Annotated in this window: 13 protein-coding genes and 2 pseudogenes; 9 read left to right on the forward strand and 6 right to left on the reverse strand. The window is 70.1% G+C overall.

Going from position 1 to position 16713, the window contains the following annotated elements:
• The first annotated feature begins 44 nt into the window (after positions 1 to 44).
• The gene (locus P3G67_RS16165) at positions 45 to 803 is read left to right on the forward strand and encodes a helix-turn-helix domain-containing protein (protein ID WP_276094133.1); all 759 of its coding nucleotides are present in this window, start codon (positions 45 to 47) and stop codon (positions 801 to 803) included.
• A 64-nt stretch (positions 804 to 867) separates the two neighbouring features.
• Here the strand turns inward: P3G67_RS16165 and P3G67_RS16170 are convergent, their stop codons facing one another.
• Both P3G67_RS16170 and ssd read right to left on the reverse strand, forming a co-directional pair.
• The gene (locus P3G67_RS16170; RefSeq protein WP_276094134.1) at positions 868 to 1056 is read right to left on the reverse strand and encodes a hypothetical protein; all 189 of its coding nucleotides are present in this window, start codon (positions 1054 to 1056) and stop codon (positions 868 to 870) included.
• A gap of 159 nt (positions 1057 to 1215) precedes the next feature.
• Positions 1216 to 1770, reverse strand: a pseudogene (ssd, locus tag P3G67_RS16175) (septum site-determining protein Ssd); the annotation flags it as partial.
• Between the two features lie 1062 nt (positions 1771 to 2832).
• Here ssd and P3G67_RS16180 point away from each other — a divergent pair.
• Positions 2833 to 3657 carry an HAD family hydrolase gene (locus P3G67_RS16180; protein WP_276094135.1) on the forward strand — a complete coding sequence of 275 codons (825 nt, stop codon included), beginning with the start codon at positions 2833 to 2835 and terminating at the stop codon, positions 3655 to 3657.
• 498 nt (positions 3658 to 4155) lie between these two features.
• Here P3G67_RS16180 and P3G67_RS16185 read toward each other — a convergent pair whose 3' ends face one another.
• Positions 4156 to 5013: an oxidoreductase gene (locus tag P3G67_RS16185; protein WP_276094136.1), complete on the reverse strand. Its 858-nt coding sequence runs from the start codon at positions 5011 to 5013 to the stop codon at positions 4156 to 4158.
• Positions 5014 to 5114: 101 nt separating this feature from the next.
• Between P3G67_RS16185 and P3G67_RS16190 the strand changes: the two genes are divergently transcribed.
• The 6 genes and pseudogenes from P3G67_RS16190 (at position 5115) to P3G67_RS16215 (ending at position 12267) form a co-directional block, all read left to right on the forward strand.
• On the forward strand, positions 5115 to 6131 hold the full coding sequence (locus P3G67_RS16190) for an ATP-binding protein (RefSeq protein ID WP_276094137.1): 1017 nt from the start codon (positions 5115 to 5117) through the stop codon (positions 6129 to 6131).
• Between the two features lie 226 nt (positions 6132 to 6357).
• A pseudogene (locus tag P3G67_RS16195) lies at positions 6358 to 7125 on the forward strand (carbonic anhydrase); the annotation flags it as partial.
• A 112-nt stretch (positions 7126 to 7237) separates the two neighbouring features.
• A complete protein-coding gene (acs, locus tag P3G67_RS16200) occupies positions 7238 to 9208 on the forward strand; it encodes an acetate--CoA ligase (protein WP_276094139.1) in 1971 nt (656 codons plus the stop codon).
• 217 nt (positions 9209 to 9425) lie between these two features.
• Positions 9426 to 10820, forward strand: coding sequence for a Na+/H+ antiporter NhaA (nhaA, locus tag P3G67_RS16205; RefSeq protein WP_276094140.1), 1395 nt, complete (start codon positions 9426 to 9428; stop codon positions 10818 to 10820).
• A gap of 72 nt (positions 10821 to 10892) precedes the next feature.
• The gene (locus tag P3G67_RS16210) at positions 10893 to 11333 is read left to right on the forward strand and encodes a phage holin family protein (RefSeq protein WP_269855210.1); all 441 of its coding nucleotides are present in this window, start codon (positions 10893 to 10895) and stop codon (positions 11331 to 11333) included.
• A gap of 13 nt (positions 11334 to 11346) precedes the next feature.
• Positions 11347 to 12267: an alpha/beta fold hydrolase gene (locus P3G67_RS16215; protein ID WP_269855211.1), complete on the forward strand. Its 921-nt coding sequence runs from the start codon at positions 11347 to 11349 to the stop codon at positions 12265 to 12267.
• Between the two features lie 405 nt (positions 12268 to 12672).
• On the opposite strand, the gene P3G67_RS16225 is transcribed toward P3G67_RS16215, so the two are convergent.
• The 3 genes from P3G67_RS16225 to nth are packed head-to-tail and all read right to left on the reverse strand — an operon-like array spanning position 12673 to position 15593.
• The gene (locus P3G67_RS16225; RefSeq protein WP_269855213.1) at positions 12673 to 13872 is read right to left on the reverse strand and encodes a MarP family serine protease; all 1200 of its coding nucleotides are present in this window, start codon (positions 13870 to 13872) and stop codon (positions 12673 to 12675) included.
• Between the two features lie 12 nt (positions 13873 to 13884).
• Positions 13885 to 14556 (reverse strand): NUDIX hydrolase, encoded by a 672-nt coding sequence (locus tag P3G67_RS16230; RefSeq protein ID WP_269855214.1) that lies wholly within the window; start codon positions 14554 to 14556, stop codon positions 13885 to 13887.
• Complete coding sequence (gene nth, locus P3G67_RS16240) at positions 14553 to 15593, reverse strand: endonuclease III (RefSeq protein WP_391858278.1); 1041 nt, start codon at positions 15591 to 15593, stop codon at positions 14553 to 14555. Before nth ends, P3G67_RS16230 begins: the two co-directional genes overlap by 4 nt.
• Before the next feature lie 393 nt (positions 15594 to 15986).
• Here nth and P3G67_RS16245 point away from each other — a divergent pair, with 393 nt between their 5' ends.
• Positions 15987 to 16661 carry a Crp/Fnr family transcriptional regulator gene (locus P3G67_RS16245; RefSeq protein WP_255931744.1) on the forward strand — a complete coding sequence of 225 codons (675 nt, stop codon included), beginning with the start codon at positions 15987 to 15989 and terminating at the stop codon, positions 16659 to 16661.
• Positions 16662 to 16713: the final 52 nt, after the last annotated feature.

A 16713-nucleotide genomic window follows, 5' to 3' on the forward strand; every position in this document is an offset into this window, starting at 1 on the left:
CATTCCGATGTCAATGTCGCCTCACAGAGAGCTAAGGTCCCCCCATGGCTACACCGAACGCGACCCTCCGGGCGGTCCGGATGGGCCTGCTCATGTCACAGGACGAGTTCGCGCGCGCTGTCCGCGACGCCGGACGGCGCGCAGGGCAACCCAACGAAGCCACCAAGCGTCTCGTGCAGCGGTGGGAGTCTGGCGCCATCGCCACCCCCCGCCCCGCCTATGCGCGCGCTCTGGAGACCGTCACCGGCCTGCCAATAGAATCCCTCGGTTTCGCTTCGGCCGTGCCGGAGGCTCGTGTCTCGGAGGACAACCAGGGCGGTCACGATGTGGAGCTGTCGCCGTCTGGGATCGCCGCGGCCGGCACCACGCCGACCGCGCGCCCCTCCCCGCGCGGCAACCTCTCCGGGGTGTGGCTCAGTCGGTACGAGTACTTCAGCTCAGGCCGCGGCGACACCTTCACCGGCCTGCATTACGTCGTGGTCCTCCAACACGGCGACCGGTTGACGGTGCGTAGCCTGCCCGGCTCGTCCGACTCCCCTCTGACCATGGATCTGACAGTGGACGGAAACGTCATCACCGGCACGTGGGTGGAGCAGACGGAGGATTCCGGCTACTACCGGGGCGCCCGGTACCACGGCGCTATCCAGCTGCTCGTGGAGCCGACCGGCCGCCGCATGGTTGGCAAGTGGGTAGGGTTCGGCAAGGAGATGGACGTGAACTCCGGCCCGTGGGAACTGATCTTCCAGGACGCGTCCACGAACAAGGCGACGCTGGAGAAGTACAACCGGCGCCCCGAGGTGTGAGGCCGGGAACCCGAGAGCCCCCGCCACGGTCTTACGGATCGCGGCGGGGGCTCCTGTATGCGCATCAGTGACAGTCGGCAGGGATCGAGCTGGCCGCATGGTCCTCGCCGTTGGCGTCCTGCACGACGCCATTGCAGGCGTTCTGGTGGTCACGCGCAGCCTGTGCACGCTGCACGACCACAGCCGTCACGATGCCGCCGACGACCAGCGCAAGCAGCGCGATGGCCACGCCGATCTTTCCTGCGATGCTCATGTGTCCCCCCATGATGGCCGCAGCCCTCGGACGGCGGCAGCCTATCCACGTCGGGGCCCGGAGGCGGCGGGAATGGCTGAGCGGGGGGCGCTTCTCCTTGCTCAGTGGCTCCGGTCTTCGCCAGCTCACCCAGTCATCCGGTGAGAACTAGCAAGGTACTTCCAACGCGCCGCTGCTGACCCGGCCCTGGGACTCGGCGAGGTCGGGCCAGCGCAGGCCCGCGGAGCGCTCGCCGCCGAGCAGTACGTCCAGTCCGCCGCCCAGGGGATCACCGTCGATCAGCATCGTGCGGCGGCCACCGCGGGCCGCGGTCACGGCGAGCGCGCAGGCGAGCGTGCTGGCACCGGCGCCGCCCCTGCCACCGACCACGCCGATGGTCAGTGCCGGTTCCCCGACGCCCTCCGCGGCGTCGGCGATCCGGTCCACCAGCCAGGTCTCGGCGTCGGGCAGGAACAGCACATGGTCGGCGCCGATGCCCACGGCCCGTCGCCACACGTCCTGGTCGTCGAGGTCGCGTCCGATCAGCAGGACGCCGGAGCGCCGCTGCATGCCCCGTAGGGCCGCCGAGCGGTCGTCGCCGACCAGGACCAGCGGCGCCGCCTCCCAACTGCCGGGGCTGGTCGGCGGGCCGTAGGCGACCTCGGGCTCCACGCCCGCGGCGGCGCACAGCCGCAGCAGATCGTCCAGCAGGTCCTCGTCCTCGGTGACGATCAGCGGGGCGCCCGCCCTGGGAGCCCGGGCGACACGGCCCGGCCGAGGTTCCGGTCCCGCGTCCCCGCCCCGGACGCTCCGGCCGCTGTGCCGCGCCGCCGGTTCCGCCGCCGGCTCCCGCTCGCCGCCGGGCTCGGGGCCCCGGCCTGGCGGCGCGGTGTCCCGTCCCCAGCCCTCGGGACCGCCGCTCGGCCCGCCGTCTGCCTGGCCGGGGCCGCGCGATACCAGGCCCGGAGCCCGGTCCTGCGGCCCTCCGCCGAGAGTCTGCGCCTCCCGGTCCCGACCAGGTGCCGGGCCCGAGCCCGCGTCCTCGACTTCGCCGCCCGGGCCTGCGTCCTCCCAGCCCCAGCCGCGCGACTGCGCGCCCGAGGCGGCCCCGTCCGGCTCCCCACCCGGGTCTTGTGCCCTCCGCGCCCAGCTGGGCGGCACCACGACCGGGTTCGGCTCCCCCGACTCCCCTTTCAGCTGCCGAGCCTGCCGGGGCCGCCCCCGGCAGACGCCCTCACGCGAGTCAGGGCGCTTTTCCTTTGCCGTTTGGCCCGGCTGTCCAGTCCGCCCGTTCCTGCCGGGCCGTCCTGGAGTACCCGGTGAGATGGATTCGGTCATGGCCCCCTCACTTCCCTCGCTGATACCGCGTCCCTCGCGGGCCTTCTTGCCTCGCGGTTCTTCACGGTGGAGGAAGACCAGGAATCGAGTGGATCTTGGTCAAAAGCAGGGGATAACTCGACGGTTGTGGATAACTCCGCCACTCACACGGGTGACTTCTCATCGATAGCGCAACGATTACGCACCGTCACGCGTCGTATGTGTCATCCACGAGGAAGGGGCAGGAAAATGATCTTGGAAAAGGTGGCGGAGCAACCGGCCGGGGGGTACGAAATGCATCTGGACATGCGACGACCCCCGCCGGGGGGGAGAGCGGGGGTCGTCCCCACGGCCGACTCGGGGGGGGAGGAGCCGGACCGGGTTAGCACGGTCGCGAACGATCCGTGACTTCCATGGTGTACCCGAAGGCCTTCTCAGGCAAACCCACGCGCCTGAGCTTACGCCGAATGGTGGGTGCCTATGCTCGTCATCGTGGAAAACCACTCCTTGCCGCGAACAGCCGCCTTCTTCGATCTCGACAAGACGGTCATCGCGAAGTCGAGCACCCTGGCCTTCAGCAAGTCCTTCTATCAAGGTGGACTGATCAACCGTCGGGCCGTGCTGCGCACTGCTTATGCCCAGTTCGTCTATCTGCTCGGCGGTGCGGACCACGATCAAATGGAACGTATGCGGGAGTATCTGTCGGCGCTCTGCCGGGGCTGGAACGTCCAGCAGGTCCGGGAGATCGTCGCGGAGACCCTGCACGACCTGATCGATCCGCTCATCTACGACGAGGCCGCCTCGCTGATCGAGGAGCACCACGCCGCAGGCCGTGACGTGGTCATCGTCAGCACCTCGGGCGCCGAGGTCGTGGAGCCGATCGGAGCGATCCTCGGCGCCGATCATGTGGTCGCCACCCGCATGGTGGTCGAGGACGGCCGCTACACCGGGGAGATCGAGTACTACGCCTACGCCGACACGAAGGCGAAGGCCGTCGCCGAGCTGGCCGAGACCGAAGGGTACGACCTCTCCCGCTGCTATGCGTACAGCGACTCGGCGACCGACATTCCGATGCTGGAGTCGGTGGGGCATCCGTACGCGGTCAACCCGGACCGTGCGCTGCGCCGCGAGGCGATCGCGCGGGAATGGCCGGTGCTGACGTTCAGCCGACCGGTCCGGCTGCGTCAGCGCATTCCGGCGATGCCGAGCCGTCCCGTACTCGCGGTGGCGGCCGCGGTGGCAGCCGTCGCCACCGCGGGCCTCGTCTGGTACGTGTCCCGCCGCCGTAGACCCGTAATGTCCTGAGGCACGCCATTAGTTGTTGATTGAGGCTAAAAGTAAAGAGTTGCGGTCAGGGGTTCCGGTTGCCGGGGGCGCGGAGTAAAAAGGACTTGACGGCCCGCGAGACCACGGACATCCGAGAGGAACCCCGTTGAATCAGGCCCCACGGACCGAAGCACGCACGCCGAGCACCCACGCGAAGCCAGCCCGCTGACCGGGCCAGCAGCACCAGGTGACGGGCAAAGCACCCGACCTGATGCGCCAAGAGAGTGCACGCATGGTCACCCGGCGGACGTGCCAGCGGTGGCACCCGCGGGTGCCACCGCATTTTTTGTCCGCGTGCCGCAAAGCGGCGCCGCCCAGCGGCCCTTCGGCCACGCCCGCTGACGCCTTCCGGCGGATCCCAGCTCATCGCCCCGAAGCTTGGTGCGCCGAACCGGGGCCGCCGGGATGCCGCGGCATCGCCCCGCACCGGAGCAAGCCCCGGCCCTGGACCGACGGCAAGCCCGCCGGGCGCGCCCCTCAGGCCGCCCCGCGCTGGAGCGCCTCGCAGACCGCCGTGCTCTCCCGTACACCGAGCCGCACGGCGTCCGCGCAGTGCGCGATCCACTGCGCCATACCCTGCGGGGTCCCTGACATGTACGCCTCCAGGCCCTTGAGGTACTCGGCACGGCCGAGTTCCGCGTGCCCCACCTCCGCCGGGCAGACCGACTTCGGGTCGAGCCCGCTGCCGATCAGGACGACGCGTTGCGCCGCCCGCGCCACCAGTCCGTTGCAGGAGCCGAAGGGGCGCAGGGCCAGCAACTCGCCGTGCACCACGGCGGCCACCACCAGTGCGGGCGCCGTGCTTCCGGCGAGCAGCAGCCCGGCCAGTCCGTCCAGTCGCGCCACGACCTCCGCCGCGTCGGGGAGCGGCAGTGCGGCCAACTGCTCCTCGGCCACCGGCTCACCCGCCCGGCGCGGACGGCCCACGGTGTCGTCCGGTACCGCACCGCCCGCCGCGACCAGGTGCAGCCGCGCCAGCGCCTGGAGCGGTGACTGCCGCCAGACGCTGAGGAGTTGACCGGACTCGGCGGTCAGCCGCAGCGCCGCGCCGACCGTACGGGACTCCTCGTCGGCCCCGAAGTCGCTGCGCCGCCGCACCTCTTCCAGCGGCCAGTCGGCCCCGGCCAGCGCGGCGGAAGCGCGCGCACCGCGCAGTGCCGCCTCCGAGGTGACCTCGTTGGAGCGGCGGCGCATCACCCGGTGCCCGTACACCCGGTCCACGGCCTGGCGCACCGAGTCCACCGAGTCGGGCACCCCGGGCAGCGTGCCCAGCACGGCAAGCGGATCGGAGGACACCGGGGTTCCGGGGGCCGCCCCCCGGGAGAACGCAGTCATGCGTACGACCCTACGCACCCGTGGCCGGATACCCCTCGTTGGAGTGGTGTTCTTCACTTCGGTGAGGGGCGGGGGACGCACCTGCCGCTATCTTGTTGAATATGAAGATCGCTTTCGTTGGGAAGGGCGGGAGCGGCAAGACCACGCTCTCCTCCCTGTTCATCCGGCACCTCGCCGCAGCCGGGCTCCCGGTCATCGCCGTGGACGCGGACATCAACCAGCACCTGGGCCCGGCCCTTGGTCTCGACGAGGCGGAGGCCGCGGCGCTTCCGGCGATGGGCGCCCATCTGCCGGAGATCAAGCAGTACCTGCGCGGGGCCAATCCGCGGATCCTCTCGGCCGAGACCATGATCAAGACGACTCCGCCCGGCCATGGTTCGCGGCTGTTGCGGGTGACGGAGGAGAACCCGGTCTACGCGGCGTGCGCGCGGACCGTGGAGCTCGACGGCAGCGCGGTGCGGCTGATGGTGACCGGTCCGTTCAGCGAGTCGGACCTGGGTGTCGCCTGCTACCACTCCAAGGTCGGCGCGGTCGAGCTCTGCCTGAACCACCTGGTCGACGGGCGCCACGAGTACGTCGTGGTCGATATGACGGCGGGCAGCGACTCGTTCGCGTCAGGCATGTTCACCCGCTTCGACATGACGTTCCTGGTGGCCGAGCCGACCCGCAAGGGCGTCGCGGTGTACCGCCAATACAAGGAGTACGCACGGGACTTCGAGGTCGACCTGCGCGTGGTGGGCAACAAGGTGCAAAGCCACGACGATGTTTCGTTCCTGCGCGACGAGGTGGGCGACGACCTGTTCACCACCGTCGGCCACTCCGACTGGGTGCGCGCCATGGAGAAGGGCCGCCCACCCCGGTTCGAGTTGCTTGAGCAGCCCAACCGCCAAGCGCTGCAAGCACTTCACCAGGCCGCGGACGCGTCCTATGAGCGGCGTGACTGGCAGCGCTACACCCGCCAGATGGTGCAGTTCCACCTGAAGAACGCGGAGAGTTGGGGCAACGAGAAGACCGGTGCCGACCTCGCCGCCCAGGTCGACCCGTCCTTCACGCTGAGCGAGGACGCGCTCGTCGCGCGGTCGCTGCCTGAGTACGCCACGGCGGCGAGCAGCTTCTGACGTGGTGTCGCACCCGCGGTGTGGCAGACCAGCCATACCGCGGGCGCCGATTCAAGGTTTTCCGGCTGGCTCCACTCGATGGAGGCAAATGCGGTCGGTTCGGCCTGTCCGGTCTTCCCAGCCCGTTGAGGATCCATTACTCTCCATTTACCGATCCTTGAAGTAACGGAGTCATCACACTCCGCGACCGACGCTTGCCGGCCTGCTGGAGACGCACATGCCCGAATCCCATGCCTGCTCCCCCTGGACGCCCTGGCGCCACCACCGCTGCACCCACCCGCGGCCCGCCCCGTACGGCACGAGTCAACTCCTCGGTGGCGTAAGCGCGTTCCAGAGCCATACGGCACCTCTGGTACGGGACGAGCTGGCCCGGCTCGCCCGTGAAGGACAGCGCCCCACCCACACCTTCCTGACCTGTGCGGACTCCCGCCTGGTCACCAGCATGATCACCTCAAGCGGCCCCGGGGACCTGTTCACCGTGCGCAACGTCGGCAACCTGGTCCCGCCGCCGGGCACCGGGGGCGCCTGCGACTCGGTGGCCGCCGCCATCGAGTACGCGGTGGAGGTGCTGCGGGTCGACTCCATCACGGTCTGCGGCCACTCCGGCTGCGGAGCGATGCAGGCACTCCTCGCCTCGGCCACGACCGGGGCGTCGCCGGAACCGGGCGAACCGCCGAGCGGGCAGACCCCGTTGACCCGCTGGCTGCGGCATGGACGGCCGAGCCTGGACCGCCTGGCGGCGGGACCGCACGAACCGCTCGCCGACCGGGCGGTGGCCGACGAGACGGAGCGGCTCTGCCTCGTCAACATCACACAGCAGTTGGATCACCTGATCGCGCACAGTTGTGTGGCGCGTCGCGTGGAAGAGGGAGAGCTGCGGCTGTACGGGATGTACTTCCATGTCGGCGAGGCTCAGGCGTACCTGCTCGACAGCGGGTCTGGGGTCTTCCGCGCCGTACGACCCGAGGCACGGCCGCAAACCGCACAGGTCTAAACCAATATCCGGCCGGTAACCCTTGTCAGCGCGTCTCCGGGCTGATGAGCTATGCCAAGGGACACATTGGGACATCCCTAGGGACATCCTGCGGCCAAGCGGATAAAGGGAGATGGGCGTGAGCAGCAACGAGAGCCTGGCCAACCTGTTGAAGGAGGAGCGGCGTTTCGCACCTCCGGCGGAGTTGGCGGCGGCCGCGAATGTCACCGCTGAGGACTACAAGAAGGCGGCGGCGGACCGGATGGAGTTCTGGGCCGCCAAGGCCCGCCGGCTGACCTGGGACATCGCGCCCACCGAGACGCTGGACTGGTCGAATCCGCCGTTCGCCAAGTGGTTCGCGGACGGCAAGCTGAACGTGGCCTACAACTGCGTCGACCGGCATGTCGAGGCCGGTCACGGCGACCGGGTCGCCCTGCACTTCGAAGGCGAGCCCGGCGACAGCCGTACCGTGACCTACGCCGAGCTCAGGGACGAGGTGTCCCGGGCGGCCAACGCCCTGACCGAACTCGGTGTCAAGGCGGGCGACCGGGTCGCCATCTATCTGCCGATGATCCCCGAGGCGGTCATCGCGATGCTGGCCTGCGCCCGTATCGGCGCCCCCCACTCGGTGGTCTTCGGCGGCTTCTCCGCGGACGCGCTGGCCACCCGCATCGCGGACGCCGACGCGCGCGTCGTCATCACCGCCGACGGCGGCTACCGGCGCGGCAAGCCCTCGGCGCTCAAGCCCGCCGTGGACGAGGCGCTGACCCGGCCCGGCACCGAGGAGGTGCGCAGCGTCCTGGTCGTCCGCCGCACCGGCCAGGAGACCGCGTGGACCGAGGGCCGCGACGTGTGGTGGCACGACGTCGTCCCCCGCCAGTCGGAGCAGCACACCCCGCAGGCGTTCGACGCCGAGCACCCGCTGTTCATCCTGTACACCTCCGGCACCACCGGTAAGCCGAAGGGCATCCTGCACACCACGGGCGGCTACCTCACCCAGGCGTCCTACACCCACCACGCCGTCTTCGACCTCAAGCCGGAGACCGACGTCTACTGGTGCACCGCGGACATCGGCTGGGTCACCGGCCACTCGTACATCGTGTACGGACCGCTGTCCAACGGCGCCACCCAGGTCCTCTACGAGGGCACCCCGGACACCCCGCACCAGGGCCGTTGGTGGGAGATCATCCAGAAGTACCGCGTCTCCATCCTCTACACCGCCCCCACCGCGATCCGCACCTGCATGAAGTGGGGCGACGACATCCCGGCCAAGTTCGACCTGTCCAGCCTGCGGCTGCTGGGTTCGGTGGGCGAGCCGATCAACCCCGAGGCGTGGATCTGGTACCGCAAGCACATCGGCGCCGACCGCACCCCGATCGTGGACACCTGGTGGCAGACCGAGACGGGCGCCATCATGATCAGCCCGCTGCCCGGCGTCACCACCACCAAGCCCGGCTCCGCGCAGAACCCCCTGCCGGGCATCTCCGCCACCGTGATCGACGACGAGGGCAACGAGGTGCCCAACGGCTCCGGCGGCTACCTGGTGCTCACCGAGCCCTGGCCGTCGATGCTGCGCACCATCTGGGGCGACGACCAGCGCTACCTCGACACGTACTGGTCGCGCTTCGAGAACCGGTACTTCGCGGGCGACGGCGCCAAGAAGGACGATGACGGCGACATCTGGCTGCTGGGCCGGGTCGACGACGTCATGCTGGTCTCCGGGCACAACATCTCGACCACCGAGGTCGAGTCCGCCCTGGTCTCCCACCCCAAGGTGGCCGAGGCCGCGGTGGTCGGCGCCTCCGACCCCACCACCGGTCAGGCCATCGCCGCGTTCGTCATCCTGCGCGGTTCCGCCACCGAGGAGGAGGGCCTGGCCGAGGAGCTGCGGGCGCATGTCGCCAAGGAGCTGGGCCCGATCGCCAAGCCGAAGCGGATCCTGCCGGTGGCCGAGCTGCCCAAGACCCGCTCCGGCAAGATCATGCGCCGACTGCTGCGCGATGTCGCGGAGAACCGGCAGCTCGGCGATGTCACCACGCTGACCGACAGCACCGTGATGGAGCTGATCCAGTCCAAGCTCCCGGCCGCGCCCAGCGAGGACTGAGACCGCCGAAGGACCACGTACGCCATGAGGGGCGCCCGGCAACATGCCGGGCGCCCCTCATGCACTTAATGTGACGATCAGCGGCTAACCCGTTCGGGTTCACCCGGTAAAGTGGCTGAAGCGTCAAGAACACGCAAAGATTTCGGGGTGTGCCGGGAAGTCTGGTCGGCGGGTGCGACAGCCGTATCCAGCCACCGAGCCAGCCGGAGGTCATCTCGTGACACAGCCCCGCCGCCGTTCCGTCTTCCTCGGACGCCTGTCCCTGCCCGAGCGGAACTTCGTGGCGGACGCGCTGCGCGCCGAGACCGTCGGCGGTGTCCTGCTGCTGATGGCCGCCGTGGTGGCCCTGATCCTGGCGAACACCCCGCTGAGCAGCGGTTACGTCGCGCTACGGGACTTCCATCTGGGGCCCGCGGCGCTCCATCTCAACCTGTCGGTGGCCGACTGGGCCAAGGACGGCCTGCTCACGGTCTTCTTCTTCGTGGCGGGCATCGAGCTGAAACGCGAACTGGTCGCGGGCGAGCTGCGCTCCCCGTCGGCCGCCGCGCTGCCGGTGATCGCCGCCGTCTGCGGAATGGCGCTGCCCGCGCTGGTGTACACCACGGTGAGCCTGAGCGGCGGCGGCGACGTACGCGGCTGGGCGGTGCCCACGGCCACCGACATCGCGTTCGCGCTCGCCGTGCTGGCGGTGATCGGCACCGCACTGCCGGCGGCGCTGAGAGCGTTCCTGCTCACCCTCGCGGTGGTGGACGACCTCTTCGCCATCCTGATCATCGCGGTCTTCTACAGCGCCAGGATCGACTTCCCGGCCCTCGGTCTCGCCGTGCTCGGACTGCTCGTCTTCTGGCTACTGCTGCACAAGCGGGTCTGCGGCTGGTACGTGTACGTGCCACTGGCCCTGGTCATCTGGGCGCTGATGCACGCCAGCGGAGTGCACGCCACCATCGCGGGCGTTGCCATGGGCCTGATGATGCGCTGCACGAAGGACCCCGGAGAAAACGTTTCTCCGGCTGAGCGCATCGAGCATGTGGTGCGCCCGTTGTCCGCCGGAATCGCGGTCCCGCTGTTCGCCCTGTTCGCCGCCGGGGTCTCGCTCTCCGGCGGCGCGATCCGGGGCGTCTTCACCAACCCGGAGACGCTCGGCGTGGTCCTCGGCCTGTTCCTGGGCAAGGCGGCCGGAGTCTTCGGCGGCACCTGGTTCGCCGCCCGGTTCACCAAGGCGGAGCTCAACCCCGAACTGGCCTGGGCGGACGTGGCCGCCGTCGCGTGCCTGGGCGGCATAGGCTTCACCGTCTCGCTGCTGATCGGCGAGCTGGCCTTCGCCTCCAATCCGGCACTCGCCGACGAGGTCAAGGCGGCGGTACTGATCGGCTCGCTGCTGTCGGCGGTGGTCGCCGCGACGCTGCTCAAGGTACGCAACACCAAGTACCGGGCGCTGTGCGACGAGGAGGACCGCGACGACGACCAGGACGGCATCCCCGACGTCTACGAAGCGGACAAGCCGGAGTACCACCTGCGGATGGCCGCCATCTTCGAGGCGAAGGCCGCGGAGCACCGCAGACTCGCAGAACTGGCCCGGAGCGGAACTAACGGGGACCATGGTCCAACATGATTCCGGCATGATCGAACGCGACAACGCACCCGATCCACTACGGGGCACGAACCGAATACGACGGAGGACGCGATGAGCGCAGTCGAACGGACCGATGAGCGGAGCCTCGGCCAACTGGTCGCCACGGCCACGGCCGAGCTGTCCGCACTCGTCCACGACGAGATCGCGCTCGCCAAGGCCGAGCTGCGGCAGGACGCCAAGCGCGCCGGAATCGGCGGTGGCGCGATCGCCGGTGCCGGGGTCTTCGCCCTCTTCGCCCTGCCGGTACTGAGCTTCGCGGCGGCGTACGGCATCCACAACCTCGGCCTCGGGCTCGCCTGGTCGTTCCTGATCGTGGGCGCCGCGTACCTGGTCATCGCGGCGGTGTTGGGCGTCTTCGCGCGGGCGAAGTTCAAGAAGGTCAAGCCGCCGGAGCGGTCGATCGCCTCCGCCAAGGAGACCGCCGCCGTGCTCCAGGGCGTCAAGCCGCACCCCCGCTCCCCCGCCGACCACACGCCGACGGGCCAAATGTGACACGCTCTCGGACATGACGGTCGCTGACTCAACAGGTGTACGCCTCGACGGCCCCTGGACCCACCGGGACGTCGCCGCGAACGGCGCCCGGTTCCACATCGCCGAGGTCGGCGACGGCCCTCTGGTCCTGCTGCTGCACGGCTTCCCGCAGTTCTGGTGGACCTGGCGGCACCAGCTCACGGCGCTGGCCGACGCGGGGTTCCGCGCGGTGGCGATGGACCTGCGCGGCGTCGGCGGCAGCGACCGCACCCCGCGCGGCTACGACCCGGGCAACCTCGCCCTGGACGTCACCGGTGTGATCCGCTCGCTCGGCGAGCCGGACGCCGCGCTCGTCGGCCATGACCTGGGCGGCTATCTGGCGTGGACGGCCGCCGTGATGCGGCCCAAGCTGGTGCGCAGGCTGGCGGTCTGCTCGATGCCGCATCCACGGCGCTGGCGCTCCGCGATGCTCGCGGACTTCCGGCAGACCGCCGACAGCTCCTACATCTGGGGCTTCCAACGACCCTGGCTGCCCGAGCGCCAGCTGGTCGCGGACGACGCGGCGCTGGTCGGCCGGCTGATCCGGGAGTGGTCCGGGCCGCGGCTACCGGAGGACGAGGCCGTGGAAACGTATCAGCGGGCGATGCGGATCCCGTCCACCGCGCACTGCTCGATCGAGCCGTACCGCTGGCTGGTCCGGTCGATGGCGCGACCGGACGGGGTGCAGTTCTACCGGCGGATGAAGCGGCCGGTGCGGGTGCCCACGCTGCATCTGCACGGTTCGCTGGACCCTGTGCTGCGTACCCGCAGCGCGGCCGGATCCGGGGAGTACGTGGAGGCGCCGTACCGCTGGCGGCTGTTCGACGGGCTCGGACACTTCCCGCACGAGGAGGATCCGGTGGCCTTCTCCACCGAGTTGATCAACTGGCTGAAGGACCCGGAACCGGACAGGTGACACACCGGACGGGTGACACATCAGCCCCTGTCCGGATCCTACTTTCTGACGATCGGCCAAATGCCGGGCGCATAGGCCAATTCGGCGACCGCGAAGTGGTTACCGACCTTGTGGCGCGGGCACGTAGCTCGGTATGGGCTGGACGCACGACTACCGTGACGTATCACGCGACCACCGCGACACCACCGCTACGGGCCGATCGGCGCCCACGGCGGAGCTGCACCACCGGGGCCAGTTGCTGCCCCTCCCACGCATCCTGGGCCGACGCGCCCGGTGGGTGGGCGCCCGGCTGCGCCATTCCGCGCGCAGTTGACGGCGGCACACCCCGAAACACCCACAACGCGCCAGATATCGGACCATTGCCAGGCCCGAGGCCGACCCGTGCCCGCGGCCGAAAACGGACGGCTACAGGGCGCACTCCTGGGTGTCCGCCGCACGTACCGCGCTGCGGCCCGCGGTGATGTCCTGGGCCACCTCGTGTGCCGTCAGGGCGTACCCGGTGGAGTCGTCGTCAAGTGACTTGGCGAAGACCACCCCGTACACCTTGCCGTCCGGAGTGAGCAGCGGGCCACCGGAGTTGCCCTGCCGCACCTCGGTGTAGAGCGAGTACACATCGCGGCTGACGTTGCCGCGCCGGTAGATGTCGGGCCCGTGCGCCTGGATGCGGGCCCGCACCCGGGCGGCGCGCACGTCGTAGGCGCCGTTCTCCGGGAAGCCGGCGACGATGGCTCCGTCGCCGCTGTGCGCCGGGTGGTTGACGAAGTCCAGCGCGGGCGCGTCGAGGGACGGCACGTCGAGTACGGCGATGTCGCGCTGCCAGTCGTAGAGCACGACCTTGGCGTCGTACTGCCTGCCCTGGCCGCCGACCTGCACCGTCGGGTCCTTCACCCCGCCCACCACATGCGCGTTGGTCATCACCCGGTGCGGGGCGAAGACGAACCCGGACCCTTCCAGTACCTTGCCGCAACTCGGGGCGGTCCCAACGACCTTGACGATGCTGCGCTCGGAGTTGGTCGCCGTGGCACTGGTGGCGAGCTTCGGGTCGGGTGGTCGGACGGAGGTGATCGGCTCGCTGGAGAACGGGGTGAAGACCTGCGGGAAGCCGTTCTGGGCGAGCGCCGAGGAGAAGTCGGCGAACCACATGTCCGCGCGCTGCGGAATCAGCCGTGAGACGCCGGTGAGTACCTTGGAGGCCCGTACCTCGCGGCCGATGGTGGGCAGCGCGGTGCCCGCCAGCGCCGAGCCGATCAGCCAGGCGACCAGCAGCATCGCCAGCACGTTCACCAGCGCGCCGCCGGTGGCGTCAACGGCGCGCGCGGGCGACCAGGTGATGTGTGTGCGCAGCCGGTTTCCCAGATGGGTGGTGAACGCCTGTCCCACGGAGGCGGCGACGATCACCACGACGACCGCGGCGATCGCGCCGTACGTGCCCGGTGGTGCGCTGCCCGTCGCCTGGTCCCAGACCAGTGGAAGGACGTAGACGGCGATCAACCCGCCACCGAGGAAGCCGAGCACGGACAGAATGCCGACCACGAATCCCTGCCGGTAGCCGACAACGGCGAACCACACGGCGGCCAGCAGCAGCAGGATATCCAGCGCGTTCACCGGGATACCGTCTCACGCGCGGGCGCTGAGCGGGACTTCCCTGGCACGGTCCCACGGCCGTTCCCACCCGGAGAAGTGCAGGATCCGGTCGATCAATCCGGCCGTGAACCCCCAGACCAGGACATCTGACACCAGGAACGCGGGACCGCGGAAGCCGCTCGGATGCGTGACGATCCGCCGGTTCTCCGGATCCACCAGATCGGCGACCGGAACGCTGAACACCCGTGCGGTCTCCGCCGGATCGACCGGCCGCACCGGACTCGGCTCGCGCCACCAGCCCAGCACCGGCGTCACCACGAAGCCGCTCACCGGGATGTACAGCCGCGGCAGGACGCCGAAGACCTGCACGCCGAGCGGATCGAGCCCGGTCTCCTCCTGCGCCTCGCGCAGCGCGGCCCGCAGCGGACCCTCCCCTTCCGGGTCACCGTCCACCGGGTCGACCGCACCGCCGGGGAACGACGGCTGCCCGGCGTGCGAGCGCAACTGCCGGGCGCGCTCCATCAACAGCAGCTCAGGGCCGTGCTCCCCCTGCCCGAACAGGATCAGCACCGCGGAGGGACGGCCGCCCGAGTCAGGCGGCAGAAAGCGGCTCAACTGCTCCGGCCGTACGCTCGGCGCCATCTTCGCCACCGGAGCCAGCCAGTCCGGCAGCTCGCTCAGCGACACCTCCGGAGCATCCGTCATTCCGCCCCCAACGCGGGTGCGGGCTTGCCGGGGAAGCCGGGCGGCGGCTTGAGGCGCTGGCCGACGCCTCCGCCCAACTCGTACTTGAGCAGCTTGGCCGCCTTGGCCGGGTCCGTCTCCCCCTCACCGTACGAGGGACACAGCGGCGCGATCGGGCAGGCGCCGCAGGCGGGCTTGCGCGAGTGGCAGACGCGACGGCCGTGGAAGATCAACCGGTGCGAGAGCATCGTCCACTCGCTCTCGGGGAACAGCGAGCCGACTTCCTGCTCGATCTTCACCGGGTCCTCCGAGGTGGTCCAGCCGAAGCGGCGGGCCAGCCGGCCGAAGTGCGTGTCGACTGTTATGCCTGGGACGCCGAAGGCGTTGCCCAACACGACGTTCGCCGTCTTGCGCCCCACCCCGGGGAGGGTGACCAGGTCCTCCAGCCGGTTGGGCACCTCGCCGCCGAAGCGGTCGCGGATGGCCGCCGAAAGGCCCAGGCAGGACTTGGCCTTCGCCCGGAAGAACCCGGTCGGCCGCAGCAACTGCTCCAGCTCCTCCGGGTCGGCCGCCGCCATCGCCTCCGGGGTCGGGTACTTGGCGAACAGCGCGGGAGTCGTCTGGTTGACCCGCAGATCGGTGGTCTGGGCGGACAGCACGGTGGCGATCAGCAGCTGGAAGGGGTTCTCGAAGTCCAGCTCGGGGTGGGCGTACGGGTAGGCCTCGGCGAGTTCGCGGTTGATCCGCCGCGCCCGGCGCACCAGCGCGGTGCGGGACTCGGGCTTGGCGGCAGCAGCGCCGGCCTTGGCGGGCGCGCTCTTGGCGGCGGTCTTCGTCGCGGCCTTGGCGACGGTCTTCGTCCCAGCCTTGGCGGCGGTCTTCGCCGCGGACTTCGCGGCGGGCTTCGTCGCGGCGGTCTTGGCCGTGCGCTTGGCGGCGGCCTTCGCCGTCTTGGCGGGTGCCTTGGCGGCGCTTTCGGCGGTGGCCTTGGACGCGGTCCTGGCCGCCGTCTTGGTGGCGGCCTTCGCCGCGCTCCTGGCGGTCGCCTTGGCGACCATCTTCGCGGCGGCGTCCTCGGCCGCCTTGGAGGTGACCTTGCCGGACCTCCTGGGCGCCCTGTCGGGCGCGTCGGCACCGGGGTCCGCCTTCGCCCCGACTCCGGGCGCGGCCGTACGGGGAGCTTGTTCGCTCACAGCGGAATCAGGGTCGCGGGTCACCCGTACGGACCCTCCACCCTGCTGCTTCTTGCGCGCACTTGGCGTATCAGGCACCCGGCCAGCCTAAGCCTCGGCACCGACATCCGCCCTTGACCATCACGATTCGCGGCACAATCCGACCCCGAAGGACACGGGCGCGGCACTATAGGTCACACTTGTGATCGATAGCACTGTTTTACCGTCCGGCATTATGGGGACTGGACACGGTCGGTGAAATCAACAAGGAGAGACCTCGTGGACGACGTTCTGCGGCGCGCTCCGCTGTTCGCGGCGCTAGACGATGAGCAGGCCGCTGAGCTGCGCGCCTCCATGACGGAGGTCACCCTCGCGCGGGGTGACTCCCTCTTCCACGAAGGCGACCCGGGCGACCGGCTCTACGTGGTCACCGAGGGCAAGGTGAAGCTGCACCGCACCTCACCGGACGGCCGGGAGAACATGCTCGCGGTACTGGGCCCCGCCGAGATGATCGGCGAGCTGTCCCTCTTCGACCCGGGCCCGCGCACCGCCACCGCGACCGCGCTGACCGAGGTCAAGCTGCTCGGGCTGGGCCACGGCGACCTCCAGGTGTGGATCAACGCCCGGCCCGAGGTCTCGGTCGCGCTGCTGCGTGCCGTCGCCCGTCGCCTACGCCGCACCAACGACAACATGTCGGACCTGGTCTTCTCCGACGTGCCCGGCCGCGTGGCCAAGGCGCTGCTCGACCTGTCGCGCCGGTTCGGCGTGCAGTCCGACGAGGGCATCCACGTCGTGCACGACCTGACGCAGGAGGAGCTGGCCCAACTGGTCGGCGCCTCACGCGAGACGGTCAACAAGGCGCTCGCCGACTTCGCTGGCCGCGGCTGGCTGCGCCTGGAGGCGCGCGCCGTGATCCTGCTGGACGTCGAGCGACTGGCCAAGCGGTCCCGCTGACGCCCGGTCGTCACGGGTTGGTGCGGGGGCTTCGCCCCCGCACTCCGCGCTT

It is taken from the genome of Streptomyces silvisoli, from assembly GCF_029269905.1.
GTDB classification, from domain to species: Bacteria; Actinomycetota; Actinomycetes; order Streptomycetales; family Streptomycetaceae; genus Streptantibioticus_A; species Streptantibioticus_A silvisoli_A.